General features: G+C 73.5%; 4 protein-coding genes. All 4 read right to left on the reverse strand.

The window, feature by feature from the left end; all coding sequences use genetic code 11:
• The coding region (locus RAN62_RS40760; protein ID WP_305785764.1) for a WXG100-like domain-containing protein at positions 1-558 on the reverse strand (558 nt) is incomplete at its 3' end.
• Positions 559-836: 278 nt separating this feature from the next.
• Positions 837-1,205, reverse strand: coding sequence for a hypothetical protein (locus RAN62_RS40765; RefSeq protein ID WP_305790263.1), 369 nt, complete (start codon positions 1,203-1,205; stop codon positions 837-839).
• Positions 1,206-1,268: 63 nt separating this feature from the next.
• Positions 1,269-1,592, reverse strand: coding sequence for a YrhB domain-containing protein (locus RAN62_RS40770; protein ID WP_305790264.1), 324 nt, complete (start codon positions 1,590-1,592; stop codon positions 1,269-1,271).
• 60 nt (positions 1,593-1,652) lie between these two features.
• The gene (locus tag RAN62_RS40775; RefSeq protein ID WP_305790265.1) at positions 1,653-18,851 is read right to left on the reverse strand and encodes a DUF6531 domain-containing protein; all 17,199 of its coding nucleotides are present in this window, start codon (positions 18,849-18,851) and stop codon (positions 1,653-1,655) included.
• Between the last annotated feature and the right edge of the window lie 73 nt (positions 18,852-18,924).

Below are 18,924 nucleotides of genomic sequence, written 5' to 3' on the forward strand. Positions count from 1 at the left end.
CTGGGCGGCGGCGCTTTGCCACAGCTCTTCCAGGCCTTCCTGGATGCCCTCCCACATCAGGCGCATCAACTGGTTACGCAACCGCTGACGCAGGAAGTCGATCAGGGCTTTGACAATCTCCTGACCGATTTTGATAAGCCCCGGGACCGCGGCCGCGCCGAACCCGGTGGACAAGGCGATGGCGATTTCGACGACCTGGGTGAACGCGGCGATGACGATGTTGTACTGCGTGTTCTCCGAGTCCAGGGCGAAGTTGTACGCCGCATCACCCAACGCGTTGGAGATCGTGCCGCCGTCGGGCAGGGGGCGGGTGATGATCTGCTGGAACTCGTTGAACGCGTCGGCGGCCGGGCCTTGCAGGTGCCCGGACAGGGCGAAACCCAGGTTCTGTGTGGAGGCCTGACCGTTGAGCAGCGTACTGGTCAGGGTGTAAAGCTCGTCGCCCATCGCGCGCAGGGCGGTCGGGTCGGCCTCCGGGAAGTCCTCACCCGTGGTGTAGAGGATGGCGTCGTACGCCCACTGCCACTCGGGGTCGTTCGGGATGTGGAAATCGACCATGGTGCGGCGTCAGGGCCCGACCGTGCTCGCCCGCGTGTGCTCGTGGTGGTGCATCCGGACCTCCCCCGTGCCCGACAGGTGCTGACGGACAATTGAAGAAGGTGGGGGTGCGTGGTGGAAAGGGGCGGGGGAGAAACGTGCAGAAGAATTTTCCCGCGTCCACTGGGGAAGTGCGACTTGTCCACGTTGGACCGGGATTCCGGGATATGCGTGACCAGCATTCTTTACTGTTTACCCGGTGCTTGCCGATTGGTCATTCCGGCTTTACCGGAAATGCGTCATGAATGGTGGTCGAAGAATGCGGCGCCGAGGCGGAGCGGGGCGGGTCCGGCCGGGTTGACCAGCACGTCCGTGTGGTCGCCGAGAAGAGCGGGGAGGTCGGCCCCGGCTACCGGGTGCCACTCGGGGGCAAGATCCGGGTCGCGGTGGGCCGGGCTGGTCGCGATCATGGCGCACAGCACGCCGTCAGCGGCCCGACGCAGGAGAGGCCGGCGCAGGAGTGGGTCGCCGTCGCCGGTGTGGGCCAGGTCGACCGTCGAGTCGCGCAGGACCGCCTGGACATGATCCAGCTCGGCCTCCCCGATCAGCGCCAGGCGCAGCAGGGCGTCGAGCGGATCGGAGGGCGTCCGGACGACAGCGTCACTCATGCAAGGCCCCCAAGGGGAGAGGAACCGGGGCGGACGGCGTCGGCCGCCCGCCCCGGGCGGAGATCAGGCGAACGGGTCCGGCGCCGGCGGCACCGGCACCTGGGGCAGGCCCTCGCGCTGGGCGTACTCGTTGAGCCACCGCTCGAGCGGCGGCGACGGCGGCGCCACGAAGGGCTGGGCGCCGTTCTTGGGGACGACCAGCGGGCCGGTCGCCAGCGAGTCCAGGAAGCTGCCGGTCTCGATGGCCTTGGCCGTGTTGTACGGGAAGACCCAGCACCACTCGTACTCGCCGGGCTGCGAGGCGTTGACCAGGGCCAGCGGCCGGTTCGGGTCCTCGAGCTCACGCAGCACGGCGGTCGCCCGGGCGCGGGCGTCGTCGGCGTTCATGAGGTGGTCCTTTCCATTGCACGGGAGGCCCGCCCCGGGTGACCGGGGCGGGCCTGGGAGCTACCGCTGGGCGGGGACCGGCGCCGTGCCCGGCGAGGGCAGGAACCGGGCCGCGGCGGCGTCGAAGTAACGCGACCGGTCGTAGAGCAGGCCGGTCTCGGCGTCGTAGTAGCGCCCGCCGGCCCGCAGCGGGGTCGCCGCCGCGTCGCCGGTACGGGTGCCGTCGGCGCCGACGACGTCCATCGGGGCGCCGGCCGCGTCGGTCACGACGGTGTGCAGCGTACCGTCGGTGACCTGGGCGATCGGGTGGGTCGCCCCCGGGTGGTACTCCCACACGGTGGAAACCACGCCGGCGCGGGTCCGGTGGTGCTGCTCGACGAGCAGGTCGCCGGACCAGACGAAGACGGCCTCCTCGAGCACCGCGCCCTTCGCGCTGAGGCGCTGCTTGGCGATGCGGCGGCCGAACGCGTCGTACATGTAGCGCCACCGTTCCCCACCGGGCGTGGTGACCGCGACGAGCCTGTCCTCGTGGTCCCACTCGAGGCGCCAGTCGCCGTCCTCGTCCGTGCGGGTGGTCGGCCGGCCCAGGGCGTCGTACGTGTATCGGACGTCCTGCTGCGACGACGCCGTGACCGGGCGATCGCCCTGCACCGCGTCCCGGACGGCGGTCAGCCGGCCGGTGTCGTCGTAGCCGTACTGCCGGTCGGTGACACCGGCGATGCGCTGCCCGGTCAGCCGGCCGAGCTCGTCGAACGCCTGCTGCAGCGACAGTCCGGCGTCCGAGCTGCGGCTCACCTCGCGGCTGCCCTCGTAGCCGAAGCGGAGCTGCTGCCCGCCGGCGGCCAGGGCCACCGGACGGCCCGACTCGTCGTACGACCAGCGCGTCACCGCGCCCGACGGACGGGTCCGCGCGGTCACCGAGCCCAGCTCCTCGCTGTACGTGGTGACCACCGTGTTGCCGTTCACCGTCTCCGAGACCACGCGGCCCAGCGCGTCACGCTCGAGCACGATCTCCGAGTTGGCGTCGCGGGCGCCCAGCAGGCGGCCCACCGCGTCGTACGTGTACTGCGTCACCGCCGCGCCGGTGCGGCGCTCGATGACCCGTCCGAGGACGTCGTACGTGTAGTGCGTGACCTCGCCGGCCGCGTTGGTGTGCGTGACCAGCTGTCCCGCCGCGTCGTAGGCATACCGCTGGGTGCGGCCGCCGAAGTCGGTCTCCTCGACCATCCGGCCGTTCGGGTCGTACGTGTACTTCCACGTCTCGCCCGCCGGGTTGGTGATGGTGACCAGCCGCAGCTCGGTGTCGTACGCGTACTCGGTGCGGTTGCCGTCGTGGTCGATCTCCGCCGTCACGAGGTCGAACGCCCCGTACTCGCGGATCGTCCGGCGCCCGGTGCGGTCGACGGTCTCGACGAGGTTGCCCTCGCCGTCGTAGAGGAACTCCTCCACGGTGCCGTCGGCGTTCTCCCGCCACGCGAGGTCGCCCTCGAGGGTCCAGCCGAACTCGGTGATCCCCTGCTCGTCCTCGACGCTGAACACCCGGCCCAGCGCGTCGTACGTGTAGAGGGTCTCGCTGTCCCCGGTCCGCAGGGCCGTGACCAGGCGCGCCGGGTTGCGCACGATGGCGGTCGGGCCGACGTGGATCGCCGTGCCCCGGCCGTCCTCGGCCGCCTGCTCGAAGCGGACCACGTCACCGTTGGCGTCGACCTCGGCGATCATGAGCCCGTTCTCGTCGAACTGGCGGTTGCGGGTGCTGCCGTCGAAGTCGGTCCAGGAGACGGCGCGCCCGAGGGCGTCGTACGTCGTCGTGGAACGGCTGCCGTCGGCCCGGACCGTGGCGGTGGGCCGCCCGTCCGCGTCGTACTCGTAGGCGGTGACCCGGCCCAGCGCGTCGGTGTGCGAGCGCAGGCGGTACGCCTCGTCCCACTCGGTCCGCGTCGTCGCCCCGAGCGCGTCGGTCTCGGCGACCACCTGGAAGCGGTCGTTGAGCTCGTACGTGCGCACGGCGCCGAGCGAGTCCGTCACCACCGTGCGGCCCGGCTGGTAGTCGAACCGGTAGCGCAGGTAACCACCCTTGCCGTCGGTCGCGACACAGCGGCCGGCCTCGTCGTAGGTGTACGTGTACCACTCGCCGTTGCGGTCCTCCCAGCGGACGATGCGCCCACCGGCGTAGTCGAACGTCTCCGGGTCGCCGGAGGAGTTCGTCACGGACACCAGGTTGCGGTCGCCGTCGTACCCGAACTGCGCGGCCACGAGGAGGTCGCCCGCCGCGTTGGGCAGCAGCATCGTGGTGGCCAGCCCGCCGGACGAGCGGAACACCACGGTCGCGCCGGCCGAGGAACGCAGCTCGGTCGGCGTACCCCGGCGGTCGCGGGCGATCGCCCACCGCACGCCGGCGTCGGAGACGTCGCTGAGCAGCGCCTCCGTCTCGGTCACCGAGGCGAAGAGCAGCGAGCGGCCCGTGGTCGGGTCGCTGAGCCACCAGCCGCCGCCGACGAGCCGGCGCAGCGGCAGCGCCTTGCCGGTCGCGGGCAGGGCGGTCTCGCCCTCGGCCGGGAGCGGGTAGGTCAGCAGCGAGCCGTCGGCGGCCAGGTAGCGCACCTGCTCGCCGTCGACGATGATCCGCTGGTCGAGCGTCGACGCCCACGCGGTGCCGAAGGTCCGGCCCCACCGGTAGTCGGACCGGTAGGTCCGCTCCAGCGTGAGACCCGGCAGCTCGGCGTCGGTGTGCGTCAGCAGCATCCGGCCGGTGGTGAGGTCGATGGGGTCACCGGCGACCGGGGTCTCCGCGGTGGTCTTCGCGACCGCCTCCGGCGCGATGTCCGCGAAGGTGACCGGCGTCGGCGTGAAGTCGAGCGACCCCATGTCGACGTCGGAGTCGCTGTCGAAGTCCGCCATCGAGACGTCGGAGTCGCTGTCGACCGGCGAGGTCATCTCGACGTCGCTGTCGAGGGCCGGCGCCGGCGCCGGGTCGGTCGTCTGCAGCAGGAAGACCGAGCCGTCCTGGTCGATCCGCGGCAGCGTCGCGAGCGTCCCGCTCTGGCCGTCCTCGAAGGTGACCCGGCCCTGGCTGTCCTTGGCCACGTTGATGACGTGCCCGGTGGTGCCGGGCGCGCCGGGGCGCAGGCCCACGATGCCGTTGGTCCCGTTCGGCATGGCGCCGAGCGCGTCCATCAGGCCGCGGATGGTGCTGACCTCGTTGAGCGTCCGGCCCGGATAGCGGCTGGTCACCTCGCTCAGCGGCATCGGGGTGGTCTGCGGCGGCACGTGGGCGAGGAACCCGGTGCTCTTGTAGTTGTCGACCGTCAGCGTGATCGGCACGCAGTCGTTGATGTTGTCCGGCGCGCGGCCGTCGCGGATCCGCGGCAGGTGACTGCGGTCCGCGTCGTTGAGCGTCTGCAGGTCGGCGTCGGTGTTCGGCGTCGTGCCGTGCACGTTGGCCGCCAGCACCGGCAGGGTCGAGCCGTCGCTCAGGGTGATGTTCTGGGACAGCTGGTCCCGGAACGAGTCGAGCAGCTGGGCCTGCGCCTGCGGGTTGCCGTCGAGCGCGGCGAACTGGTCCGCCAGCGGGGCCGGGTTGACGGACTGGGTGCCCGGCGCCGCGAAGTCGAGCGCCGGCGTGCCGGTCTGTGTGCCCTGGAAACCGTACCGGCTGCGGCTGCGGTCTCTCCTCCTGCTGCCCCCGCTGCGGCGTTCCGGGCTGCGTGACCTCCGGGGGGTCACGGTCACCGTCTGGTAGTCCCGGGCCTGGAGGTTCTGCGGGCGGCGCTCGCCGGTGATGAGCTGGTCGGCGGCGGGCTGCCGGACCGGCGGGACGTACGCCTCGGCGGCGTAACCGCGGCGGGCCGGGCCGAACCAGGCGCCGATGTTGTTCCAGTAGCGCCGGGCGTCCGACGAGTGGCTGAGGCTGTGGATCTGCTGGAGCGTGCTCGGCAGGATGTTGACTTCCTGGTCGTAGCCCCGGGCCCGCTCGCTGAACTGCACGATGCTCGCGAAGTCCCGCCCGGCCGCGCTCCCGATCGAGTCGAGGCTGGTGTAGCCGCGGAGGAAGTTCGCGATCTGCGCGGCGGTCCGGCGCCCGCCGTCCCGCTCGGCGGCGATGTCCTCGCCGATGCCGTCCCGGCCCCGGCTGTCCCGGTTGTACGAGCGGTTGCCCATCATGGGCTCGTTGAACTGCAGGTTCCGGTCGCTGCGGGGTCCGGTGCGCGGCCGGCGCCCGCCGGTCAGCGTCTCCATCTCCGACCGGACGCTGTCGTAGCTCCGGGTGGCCGTCGAGTTGGGATCGCGCAGCGCCGAGGCGGGGGCCCAGGCGACGTCGCTGTACCAGGTGTGGGCCGAGGAGCCCATCCGGCCGGCCGGCGTGCTCAGCGGCGGCGGCGACGGGGTGTCCCGCTCCACGTAACGGGTGTAGGTGTTGCCGTCGCTGGCGACGTAGTCCTCGCGGACCAGAACGGGCATGCCGTAGAGCGAGTCCGGCGTCGGCGCGTTGGCGTTGGCCGGCAGGCTGGTGGGCTCCGTGGCCGGATCGGGCACGGGGCTGGCCGCCGCGACCGGGTTCAGCGAGGGCTGGGCCGGCTTGCAGCTGGTCAAGCCGAGCGGGTCGGCGATGCGCAGCGGGTCCGTCACGTACGCCGTCGGGTTGGGCCCGCCGGACAGGCCGAGCGGGTCCGGGCTGACGTAGCGCGCGGTCGCCGGGTCGTAGTAGCGGAACCGGTTGTAGTGCAGCCCGGTCTCGGCGTCGTGGTACTGACCCGGGAAGCGCAGCGGCGTGGCCGAGCCCTGCGGGGTACGGCCCCACAGGTCACCGCGCGACCACCAGCTCAGGGCACCGCTCGCCGCCACCAGGTGGGTCGGGGTGCCGACGGTGTCGGTGATGACCGTGTGCAGCGCGTCGCCGTCGGTCTGGGCCACCGGCGCGGAGCCGTCCGGCCGGTAGTCCCAGGTGGTCGTCGTCGTGCCGTCGCTCTGCTCCAGCATGAGGTCGCCGGACCAGGCGAAGCGCACCTCGGCCAGGACCTCACCACCGGCGCCGAGGCGCTGCTTGGCGATGCGGCGGCCGAAGCCGTCGTACGCGTACCGCCAGCGCTCGCCGTCCGGGGTGCGCGCCCCGACCATCCGGTCCTCGGCGTCCCAGGTGAACTCCCAGGTGCCGGCGGTGTCGACCCGGCGGACCAGGCGGCCCTTGGCGTCGTAGTCGAACGTCGCGTCGTCGGATCGGACGAGCATCGTGCCGTCGAGTTCCCAGCGCTCCCGGCCTGTGCCGACCAGGTTGCCGGCCGCGTCGTACTCGTACTGCTCGGTCTCCCCGCCGGCGCCGGTGACCGTGCGGATGCGGCCCGCGTCGTCGGCCGCGAAGCTGCGGTCGCCGATCGCGGTGATCCGGTCGGCCGCGTCGTACGCGAAGTCCTGCGTGACCGAGGCGATGTGCTGGGCCGCGAGGCGCCCGGCCGCGTCGAAGCTCTGCCGCAGCGCGACCAGGTCGCCGATCGTCCGGCTGATCTCCCGGCCCGCCGCGTCGTGCTCGAAGCGCAGCAGGTGGGCGCCGGTCGCCAGGCTCTCCGGGCGGCCCTGCGCGTCGAAGGTCCAGCGGCTGCGCCGGCCGGACGGCGTGGTGCGCGCCGCGACCCGGTCGCCGTCGTAGCTCGTACGGACGGTGTCGCCATTGATCGTCTCGGCGACGACCCGGCCCTCGGCGTCGCGCTCGAAGCGCACCGTCGCGTCCCGGTTGACCACGCTCTCGACGTGCCCGGCGGCGTCGTAGGCGAGCCGGGTCACGTTGTCGCCGACCCGGCGCTCCACGACCCGGCCGAGCGCGTCGTACCCGTAGTGGGTGGTGACGCCGGCCGCGTCGGTGTGCTCGGCCAGGCGGCCCGCGGCGTCGTGCACATAGCGCTGCGTACGCCCGTCGAAGTCGGTCTGCTCGCGCAGCCGGCCCACCGGGTCGTACCGATAGCTCCAGACCTGCCCGGCGGGGTTCACCACCGTGGCGAGCCGGAGCTCGGTGTCATAGGTGAACTCGGTCCGGTTCCCCATCTCGTCGATCCGCGCTGTGGGCAGATCGAAGGGACCGTACTCGAGTCTCACCGCCCTTCCTGTTGCATCGGTGACTTCCACCAAGTTCCCTTCGCCGTCGTAGTGCCATTGCTGTTCGGTGCCGTCCGGGCGGGCGATCCACGCGAGGTCGCCCTCGTCCGTCCAGCCGATGTCGGTCGTCGTCGCGTCCGGGTGCGTGATCGTCCCGATCCGCCCCGGACCATCAGGATCAAAAGCTTGCGGGGGTACGCCCGGAGCCCGCCCGACGTGGCCCAGCGCATCCGTACGCGCCACCAGCCGCCCCGCCGAGTCCCACTCGAACCGCGTCGTGGCGCCCAGCGGGTCGACGATCGCGGTCACCCGCAGCCGGTCGTCGAACTCGTACCGCGTCACGTGACCGAGCGAGTCCGTCACGACCGTGGCGTCGTCGCCGTAGCGGAACGAGTAGCGCAGGTAGCCGCCCCGGCCGTCGGTGGCGACGCACCGTCCCGCCGCGTCGTAGGCGTACGTGAACCACTCGCCGTTGCGGTCCTCCCACCGCGCGATGCGCCCGGCCGCGTCGTAGTCCAGCCGGGTCTCGGCGCCGGAGGAGTTGGTGATCCCGACGAGGTGGCGCCGGTCGTCGTACCGGAAGCCGGGCAGCTCGACCGGCGGGCCCTCGCCCGGGAGCACGAACCCGCCGGTGACCAGGGTGCCCGTGACATCGAGTTCCACCTCGACACCGGCCGAGGACCGCAGCGCCACGGGTGTGCCGTCGCCGAGCCGCTCGATCTGCCAGTGGACGTCCGGGGCGGCGATGTCGGTCAGCCAGGCGTCGCCGGCACCGGCCGGGGCGAAGAGCAGCCAGGCGTTCCCCTCGGCGAGCAGCCAGCCGCCCCCGATCAGCCGCCGCAGCGGAGCACCGCGACCGGCGACCGGCTCGGACTCGTCGCCCTCGGCGGGCAGCGGGTAGGCGCGGACCGACCCGTCGGCGGCCAGGAACCACACCTCGTCCTCGCCGGCGACGATCCGCTGGTCCAGCGTGGACGCCCAGGACGCGCCGAACGACCGGCCCCAGCGGTAGTCGGAGCGGTGGGTGCGGTCGAGGGTGAGGCCGGGCAGCCGCAGGTCGGTCTCGGTGTAGATCACGCGGCCGGTCGTCACGTCGACCGGGTCGCCGACGGTCGGCGTCTCCGCGGTCCGCTTGGCCACGGCGGCGGGCGGCACGTCGGTCAGCGGCGGCGTCGGGGCGGCGGCCGCGGCGCGGCGCTCCTGGTCGAGCTGCTCGTCGTGGGCGTTGCGGGCGGCCCACCAGGCGGTCTCGGCGGTGGTCACGGCCCGGTCCGCGTCGGCGAGCAGCGCGGCGTCGGGCGTTGGCTGGGCGCGCTGCCCGTCGCGCCGCTTGACCGCGGCGGCCAGCTCCTCGCCGCGCTTCGCCACGTCCAGGGCGGTCTGGCGCAGCGCCGGAGGCAGGTCGGTGCCGGTGCGCTCGCGGGCGGCCGCGTCGTTCATCCGGATGGCCAGCGCGTCGTCGATGCGGAGGTCCACGCCCGCGACATCGCCGTTGGGCTTGCGGGCGACGATCCGGAACTCCACGCCGTACGACAGACTGCGGGTCATCTTGTCGTCCGGGTCGGACTTGCTGTCCGGGCGCAGCGTGTTCTTGGTGTCGTCGAGTCCGGCGGTGGTCTTCTTCTGCCGCTCGGTGTCGGTGGCGTAGAGCGGCTGCTCGTAGATCGTGGAGCCGGAGACCGCGCCGAACGGGTGGCGGTCGCCGATCTTGCTCGCCCCGCCGGGATGCCCGGCGCCGGCCGCGATGAACGGGCCGCTCAGCTTGACGGCGTACGCGTGGCTGCTCTTCTGCGTCACCGAGCTGGACCGGGCGTCCTCGACTGAGCTGTCGACGGTGATGTCGGCGTCCGCGCCGGCGAACGTGGGCCGGGGCACCAGCCGCGCCTCGACCCACAGCTCGCGCCCGGTCTTGCGGTTGACCGGCACCGGGAAGTTCCCGGCCAGCATGGCGGGCAGCCCGGCCTTGAGGTTCGTGGTGCTCAGCGTGTCGCGCAACGCCGCCCGGGTGGACTCGTCGACGGTGGCGCCGGAGGCCGTCAGCGCCCGCTCGGCCGCGCGGTGCAGGTCCCCGGCGTCGGCCCAAACGTGCTCGACGGCGTACTGACCCGAGTCGGGCAGCGTGTCGTGACCGGCGGCGGACCGCCACTGCGCCCGGGCGTCGTCGGTGAGCTCCGCGGCGGGCACCGAGGTCACAGGTCCGGCCACGCCGGTGGGGCCCGTGATCCGGGCCGGGCCGGGATGGGTCCGCACGGTGACCGGCCGCTCGTCGTGCACGGTGGCCCCGGCGTCCGGCAGCGCGTCACCGGTCACCGTCACGTCGAGGGCGAGGGTCGCGGCGTAGGTCGCCACCGGGCCCTTGACGGTGAGCGACTGGGCGTACGTGAGCGCGTCCTTGCCGGTCTCCTCGCGGCTGTGCACGTCCAGGTTCGCCGTGCCCTGGTAGCCGCCGCCGACGGTCTCGCTGGTCGCGCCGTGCCCGCTGGTCGCCGCCTTCTCGGCCGCCGTCTGGTGGTCGGCGTTGGTGCCCTGGGCGCGCAGGGTCACCGAGACGCCGCCGAGCGTGCGCCCGCGCGTGGCGGTGTCGGTCACCGTCACGGTGGTCTTGTCGGCAACCTCCAGCTCCGCGACGTGCTCGATGCCGGTGAAGCCCGGGTCGCCGAGGGCCGCGCTCAGCGTCGCCTGGTACGTGTGCCCGCCGAACCGGCCCTCCAGCCGCAGCGGCACACTGCGCCCGCCGTTGAGCGCCGCGTTCGTGTGGTTCCGCGCGTCGGACAAGAAGTCGCGGAGCGCGCGTACGTTGTCGTGCGGCTGGTCCGACGCCGACCTCGGCAGCAGCGCGTCGGCGATCTGCCGGCCGCGAGTGCCCCCGATGGCGTCGGCGACGGCCTCGCGGACGGCGCCGACCCGGTTGCCCAGGTCCACCTCGGAGCTGATGCCGCCGATGCCGATGCTGCGGGTGTCCAGCGGGGTCGCGAGCAAACCGGCGGTCACCGGGTCCGCGACGGCGGGCGGCCGGGCCAGGTCGAGCTCGGCGGCCCGCTCGTCGTGCCGGTAGTCGACCAGCTGCCGCTCGGTGCTCTGCCGGTCGGCCATGGTCCGCCGCTCGGCGTCCTGACGGGCCCGCAGCTCGTCGAGTTCCCGCTGCCGCACGTCGGCCGGGGTGTTCGCGGCCCGGTGCCGCGCGTCCAGCTCGGCGCGCTGGGCGTCGTGCCGGTCGCGCTGGCCCTCGGCCTGGCTCGCGTGCATCTGCTGCAGCTGGACCTCGGCGCTCAGCCGGTCCCGGGCGGCGTCCTCCACCCGGATCTGATGCACCTCGTCCTCGGTCAGCCACACCACGGCCGACTCGGGGAGCGTCAGCCGCTGGCCGGCCCGTTGCACCGGCGGGCCGGAGAACACGCCCAGCCGGTCGAAGTTGCCCTTGCGCCGGGCCTCGACGACGATCTCCGCGTCGATGTCGACCCGCACCGGCACCCGGCGCTCCGGGCGGCCGTCCACCTTGACCTTGGAGGTGCCGGCGACGCTCTGCTCGCGGACGTTCCCCCACGTACGCTGCCACGGCGTGACGGTGGCGACGACCGCGCCGCCCGGCGTGGTGCTGGACGCGCCGTGGTCCTGCGCAACGCCGCTCAGCCCGGTGACGGCCGTCGCCGAGGCGGAGACCTCCCACGAGCTGCCCCGCTTGGCGCCGCTGCCGGAGCCGCCGGCCAGGGTGTCCTTGACCTGCTCGAACTCGGCGGCCGGCAGAACCTGCGGACGCGACGGGCGGAACCGCACCTTGACGTCGGCCGCCACATCGGACGACCGGCGGCTGTAGGCGAGGTGGTCGATCGCCAGCGGCTGGCTGAAGAGCGTCCGGTCGGTGGTGAGCCGCTCCGGCGACAGGCTGGTGCTGATCGTGCCGGAGTTGGGCCCGTCCGGGAAGGCGAAGATCGGGTCGCCGGTCGCGCGGACGAGCGTCTCCTTGACGGCGTCCTGCAGGTGGCCGGTGCCCAGGAAGGCTTCGACCCGGCTGCCGTCCAGGCCGTGCGGGAAGCCTCCGGTCATGGTGCTCAGCGGCGGGGCGTACGCCATCCACTCCTGGTCGCGCGGCAGCGGGGCCCGGGCGGCATCGGGCCGGGTCGTGGTCACCCGGTGCTCGGGCACGAGGAGGCGTACGTCGAGCTTGTGCTCCTGCGGCGGCACGACCGAGCCGGACACCAGGGCGGGCGTGCCGCGGCCGGGCAGCCCGGGCAGCAGCTGTCGCATGTTCTGGTTGGGCCGCACGCTCGACTGGCTGGTGGCGCGCACAGTCAGCGTGCCGGCGAACTCGCGCATCGGCACGTCGCCGAGCTCGCCGTCCGCGGTCAGCCCCGGCGCGTGCCGCACGTCGGAGCCGTGCGCGGCGGAGACGGTGAGGTCGTGGCCACGGACCCGGGTGTGGCTCACGCGGGGGCCGCCCAGCACGGTGGAGATCGCCCGGCCGACCGGGCCGAGCACCCGGCCCTCCACCGAGAGCTCGCCGGTGCGGCTGCTCTCCTGCCCGCCGGTGAAGGCGGACTTGTGACCGCGCTTGTCGCCGGTCTTCATGGTGCCGCGGTCGAGCAGCTCGCCGTCGGAGAGGTCGGACAGCTCGCCGGTCACCGTCACGACCGTGCTGTAGTCGTGCAGCGCGCCGTTCTTCATCAGCGGGATCTCGAGGCCCGGCCCGACGATCCGGTCGAGCAGGAAGCGCAGCTGCCGGTCGGAGAGATGAGTGCGGGCCGTCGCGTCCCGAGCGAGGATCGCCTGCACACCGGCGCTGAGCCCGGACGCCAGCGACTCGTCGCCGAACTGCTTGACAAAGGTCTCCTGGTTGAAGGCGAAGCCCCGGTGTCCCGGGACGCTGCGCAGGGCGTCGGCCACCGCGCGGTAGAGCTTGCCGCCGCCGTCGAGGTCGTTGATGTACGCGCCGCCGAACGAGTGCCCGTTCTCCAGGTGCGCCGGCGCGAAGTGGGTGCGCGCGTCGCCCGTCCGGCCCCGCCACGGCGTCGCGCCCGGGTCGAGGGCACTCTCGCGCACCCGGTCCGCGGCCGTCCACTGCAGCGTCTCGACCGGGCCGGTCAGCGTGCGGACGGGCCCGCCGATGGGGCGTACCTGCAGGTCGTAGACGGTCCGATAGCGGACCGCCGGGCCGGTCGCCTCGAGGGTGTCGCGGGCGCGGGTCTCGTCGGTGAACTTCTGCGTGTTCGCGCCCTTGCGCGAGCCCGAGACCCGCGGCCCGACCACGAACGAGACCGGGGCGACATCGGTGCCGCCGCCGGCCAGGCCCCAGACGTTCCACGGGCGGTCGGCGGCGGTGTCGTCGGCGGCCTCGACGGACAGCTTCGCCACGTCGCTGTGCTTGGCCCCGGCGACCGTCTCGACGACCTGCACCTGCCGGGCGACCAGGCGCATCTGCAGCGCCCGGTCGCGGCCGGGGATGACGCGGCGCCACGCGCTCTCGTGCGCGCGGGTCAGCGGCTCCGAGTCGACCCAGCCGGCGTCCGGGTCGTCCGGGTCGTGGGTGGCGGCCTTGGCGAGCTTGGCGGACAGGTTGCCGTCGGAGAGGAAACGCTGCAGCACCGTACGCCCCGGAGCGCCGACCCGGGTGATGTCGCCCAGCCCCGCCTCGCGCAGCATCCGGTCGACCTGGTCGAAATAGCTGCCCGCCGCGGGATCGGTGTGGCTGGTCAGGCTCTCCAGGCCGAAGCGGGACGGCAGCGGGGCGTGCAGCTTCTCCGGGATCGGCCCGTAGAGCGGGTCCGGGGCGTTGAGCGCGGCGGGCACCCGCAGCGGCACCGTGCCCGTCGTCGTGACGGTGCCGAGCGGGGCGGCACCGGCGTCCCGGAGCGTGGCGGTGACGACGATCGGGACCGTGACCTCGGCCTGGTTGTCCACCTTGACGCTGGTGACCGTGCTGAAGTCGGTGCGCCGCGCGGTGGTGGCGGAGGTCTGCGGGGTGGTCGGCACGCTCGCGCCGGCGCCGGCCACCAGCGGCGGCATTGCGGTGACCGTGGCCTTGGGCTCGAAGTGCTGGTCGCGGGTGTGCCGCACCGAGCCGGTGAAGGAGCCGTCGGTCTTGCCGGAGGCCTTGGCGGAGTCGGGCGAGGCCTTCTGCGTGCGCAGGCCGGACCAGTCCAGGGTGGCGGTCACGACCAGCTCGGCGGGACGCCCGTTCACCACCACCGGGTACGGGCGGCCGGCGCCCAGGAACTGGTCGACGTCGTTGCGGAGATCCGAGTGCAGCTGGTCGCGTACGGCCGGGGGCACGGCGAGCGCACTCAGGTCGAGACCCTCGGTAGGGCCGATCTGCTCGGCCAGGCCCAGGGTGCGGCTGTCCCGCAGATAGTCCGGGAGCTTCTGGCGCAGGTTCGGCGGGGCGAGCGCGGCGGGCAGGGCGAGGTCGCCGTCGGTGGTGATCGCGACGCCGATGTCCGGGTCACCGGCGGGCGCGGTCAGGTCGTCGAGCTCGATGTCCTCGGTGATCGTGGGCAGGGTGGGCGCCTGCGGCCGGAAGGGCGTGAGGGTGGGGGCGGCCTCGGGGCCGATCGTGATGCCCAGCTCGTCGGCGCGGTCGTAGACGTCGTTGAGCATCTCTTCGTTGCGGCGCAGCAGGTCGTCGGCCGTGTCGAGCCGGTCGATCGCGGTCGCGTGGGCCGTCTGCGCCGCCGGTTCCAGGGCCACGGCGTCGTCGACCAGCGTGTCGGCGTCGCGCAGGTCGGTGCGCACGTCCCGGACCGTCGCCGGCAGGTCGCCCAGCCCGGCGATCCGGCGGTCGAGGGCGTCCACCCGGGCCTGCCGCTGGGCGATCTCCTGGAGCGCCTGGTACGAGCGCAGGAACGAGTCGGCCACCCGGATCTGCTGGTCGCTGCCGGGCGGCAGGGCGCGGGCGTCCGCGGCGTCCCGGGCGGCCTCGGCGGCGCGGTCGGCCCACTGGCGGCTCTCGTCGCGCAGGGCCACCAGCTCGTCGTGGTACGCCTGCAGCTGGTCGAGGTCGGCGGCGGCTTGCTGGGCCAGGGCGTCGGCGCGGGCGGCCGCGTCCCGGAAGTCGCGCACGGCGGGCGCCTGGACGGCGGCGTCGGCGAGTGCCTCGCGGACCGGCGCGTCGGTGGCCAGCACCTGCTGCTCGGCGTCGCGGGCCAGCTGGTGGAAGTCCGGGTCGGACCGGCCCGCGTCCACGGCGGCCCGGGCCAGGCCGGGCGCCTCGTCGGCCCGTTCCGTGATCGCGGTGAGGGCCTGGTCGAGGTCGTTGTGCAGGCCGCGGGCGTCCTGGTGCACCTCGGCGGCCGGGACGGCGGTGTCGCGGGCGGTGGTCACGCCGGCCAGGGCGTCGACCGAGGGCTGGGCCACCGTGGCGATGTCGGTGGCGACGGCGTCCGCGTTCGTGGCGAGCTGTCCCACCGAGGCGGCGAGGCTGTCCACGTCGAAGTCGCCCAGCGGGCTCGCGGTGTCGAGCACGTACGGCAGGTCCGTGACATCGACCTGGTTCGGCGTCTCGGCCGGGGCCACGAACTCGACGAACCGGCTGTCCGCCGACGGGGTGACGACGAGCGGCACGTCGCCGGGGCCCAGCGCGTCGGTGGGGGTCACCATGGCGATGCCCGAGTTGCCGGCCCACACGATGCCGCCCGGCGCGACGATCCGGGTGCCGGGCAGCTCGCGGGCCAGCTGGGCGGCGAAGCCGTCGGCCCGGTCCACGCCCGTGTCACAGGCGATCAGGACGATCGGCTGCCCGTGCCAGGCCGGGTCGGCGCGGATGTCGGCGGCCACCTGGGCGGCGGAGACGCGGGCCGGGCCGACCTCGAGCGCCCGCTGGTTGCCGTGGCCGAAGACGTGATAGCGGTCGGGGCGGTTGGCGTAGACCGGGGCGGCCGCGGTGTCCCGGGTGACGTGGTCGCCGGGGGTGGCGTAGACGAGACCGCCCGGGACCCGGTCCGGCTGGGCCGGGGCCGCGGGTGCCACGGCGGACACCGTGCCCGGGAACGGCGCGAGGGTGGGGCGGCCCAGGTCGTACGTGGCGTTGCCGTGGTCGTCGACGGTGCGGGTGACGTCGAGCTTCTGGCGTACGGGGACGCCGACCGGCCTGAACGTCTCGGACTCGCCGTCCGGGGTGTGCACGGTCAGCTCGACGCGGCGGACCTGCTCGGGTGTCCCGACCCCGGGCACCTGGCGGGCGATGTCCTCGGCGAGCGCGCCGATCCGGTCGACGTGGCGGCGCAGCACCTCCGGCCGGGCCGTCTCCCGGGTCGTCGCCATGATCGAGTTGTCGTGGTGCACCCGGGCGGCGTCCGGGCCGGTGTGGAAGACGCGCTGGGCGTCCGTCGGGCTGGTGGGGGCCGCGTCGGCGTATTCGTCGTGGAGCCCGAGGAAGTGGCCGACCTCGTGGGCCAGTTCGAGCTCGGTGGTGCCGGTCGACCACGTGGTCTGGGTGCTCCGCCCGCCCTCGGCGTGCACGGTGACCGTGGCGTGCGCGTCGGCGGGCCCGGTGAACTCGACGTTGACGTGGAGCTGGTCGCCGTCGGGGCCGATGGCGTAGCCGCGGTTCCAGGTGGCGTCGACCCCGGCGCGTACGCGTTGCTGGAAGTCTCGCAGTTCGGCGTCGGTCAGCGGGGTGGCCGGGTCAAGGTGCAGCTTGACGGTGAAGTCGCGGACCCGGCGGCCGTCGTCGGTGGTGAGGACGCGGTGGTCGTACGCGACGGGGCCCTCGACCCGGCCGACCTGGGGCCGCGCCGGGGCGTCGAACGGCGCGTCCAGGCCCGCGTCCAGATAGGACTGGACGACCACGTCCGGCACGCCGGAGCCGAAGGGCAGTTCCACGACGTCGTACGCGGTGGTGTCGGCCACGCGCAGCGGAGCGGTGTCGCGCTGGGCCGTCCGCAGGTCGTCGACGGCCCGCGAAGACACCGGCCGGGCCACCTGGTCCGGAGCGGTGCCGCGGGTGCGTACGGCCTGGTCGCTCGTAGGCGCCGGTCTGGTGGTGACGCCCGCCTGCTGGATCGCCCGGCGGGTGCCGGCGGCCATCCGGGTCAGCTGGACCGGAACCGTCCCGCGCGCCTGCGTCAGCCGCTGGACCGCGGCGTCGTAGGTGGCCCGGTCCCGGGAGAACGCGACGGCGCGCAGGTCCGTGATGTGGTCGGACGTGACGCCCTGGTACTCGGGGTTGGCCGCGACGAGGTTCTCGATCTGCTGCTGCCAGGTGCCCGGGTCGATGTGGCTCTGCGGGACGACGCCCGTCTGCGGGAAGTTGCGCAGCAGCCGCTTGCCGTCGGTCGTGACGGCCAGGGACGGCTCGAAGACGGCGAAGTTGCGGGCGGGGTCGGGCACCCAGGGGCGGTTGGCGGCCACCGACTCCGCGATGCCGCGCCCCTCCTTGGAGGTGTAGGTCAGCGCGGCCGAGTCGTTGGAGCGCACGCCGAAGGTGACACTGTTCTCCAGCCGGCCGCCGGGCGGCATGCGGAGCAGCGTGTTCGGTTCGGGCAGGTAGACCGAGCGACTGTCGTGCTGCGCCATCGCCTGCCGCACCTGCAGGTCGGCCTGGTTGACCGTACGGGCCCGGGCCAGCACGTCGGCGGGGACCGGCGGCCCGTCGTGGTCCGCGCGCCCCGGCCCGAGGTCGTAGCCGCCGCTGATCATCTGGGCGTTCTCGTGGCCGGCGACGACCGTGTCGGCCCGGTCGAAGAGCCCCTGCCCGCCCGGGCGCATCGACTCGACGTCGCCGTCGCCGATGTGCAGGAAGGTGTTCTCCGGGTCGGCGCCGGGCTGCCGGTTGAGGTCGGCGATCAGGTTCTCGGTCGCGTCGTGCCGGGCCAGGGTCTCGCGGAAGGCGGCGTACGGGACGTTGCGCTGGTCGCCGGCGCTCGTCGCGCTGCTCGACCACGTGAAGCCGGTCAGCACCACGGGGAAGGTGACGGCCGGGTCCACCGTCACCCGGTCGATCTTGTCCTGGATCGCGCGCGCGGCGTCCGGGTCCCGGGCGGTGTTGCCGTTCACGCCGATGACCAGGGCGAACCGGCCCCGATCGGAGTCGTTGTCGAACGCCTGCGCGTACTGGTCGATCAGCGCGTCGATGTCGGTGCCGACCGTGGCGGGGACCGTGGCCACGTACGCCGGCTTGCCCGCGGTCGCCGGTGGGCGGTCCGGCAGCTGGGGGTTGATCCGGCGCGGCTCGCCCGGCAGCGGGGTGAAGCGGTAGCGGCGCTGCGCCTCGCGGAAGGTGGGCGTGCCCTTCTCCACCATGACCGGCGCGCGGGACGGCGTCTGCACACTGGTCGTGGCATCCGTGAGGACGGGCCGGGCGCGGACCGGGCCCGCGGTCTGCGCGACGTCCTGCATCACCCGCAGGTCCGCGGCGGTCAGGTAGTCCTGGTGTCCAGACTGCTCCGCCTCGGCGCGGGAGACGGGCAGCTTGTGCACGTCCTGGCCCATGACACCGGGGCGGACCTCGGTGCGCAGGAGGCGCTCGTCGGACTTGTAACCCTCGTTGTCGCCGAGGTAGTGCATGATCTCGTGCACGGCGACGGCGACGCTGTCGTTGGTGTTCCACTGATGCTGGTGCGTGCTCTCGGCCGGGTCGGTGACGAGTTCGATCGGGGGGTTGCGCCGCGGGTCACCCTCCCAGTCGTTCAGCATGCCGTCGCGCCAGGCGAGCGTGTTGAACGTGACGTTGACTTGCAGCTGCCGGCCGTCGGGGAAGGTGTGACGGCCGTTGACCATCTCGTTGACGGTGTTCTGGACCGCCCGTCCATAGTCGAGGCGTTGCTGCGGTGTGACGGCGTCGTTTTTCGAGACCAAGTCGAGATTCAGGTCGTACGCGCGGACGGGGGTGCCGTCGGGGGCGGTGAACTCGCGTACCTGGAAATTGATCGTGGTCTTCTCGCCGGCGAGTTCATGGGTGCCGGGGACGAACGGTTGCTTCGCCGGGACGTAGCGCTCGGTGCGCAGCTGGTGGGGCGGGGCGTTGTCGTAGGCCTGCTGCCACTCCGCCGGCATGGCCCGGGTGTCGGTCGCCGGTGTCGGCACGGCGGGCGTGACGGTCGTGATGTTCGGGGGCGCCGAGTTCGGGGGTGCCGAGGACGGGACCTGGGGCGCTTCGGGGAAGGGATTGGCGTGCAGGGCGGCGTTGGTGCCGGTCGCCATGTCGAGGAGCGTGGTGCCGGGGTCGCCGTAGCGCTGCTCCATGCGGTTGCGGAGCTTGCCGGTCTCGTCCGGGGTGAGGCGGCGGGGGCTGAAGGCGACGTTGGCCAGGCTGTCG

The sequence above is a fragment of the Symbioplanes lichenis genome (assembly GCF_030709675.1).
Lineage (GTDB): Bacteria > Actinomycetota > Actinomycetes > Mycobacteriales > Micromonosporaceae > Actinoplanes > Actinoplanes lichenis.

Coding starts and splice junctions, on each gene's coding strand:
- RAN62_RS40765 (WP_305790263.1), bottom strand. CDS start 1,205: ATGAGTGACGCTGTCGTCCGGACGCCCTCCGATCCGCTCGACGCCCTG.
- RAN62_RS40770 (WP_305790264.1), bottom strand. CDS start 1,592: ATGAACGCCGACGACGCCCGCGCCCGGGCGACCGCCGTGCTGCGTGAG.
- RAN62_RS40775 (WP_305790265.1), bottom strand. CDS start 18,851: ATGGAGCAGCGCTACGGCGACCCCGGCACCACGCTCCTCGACATGGCG.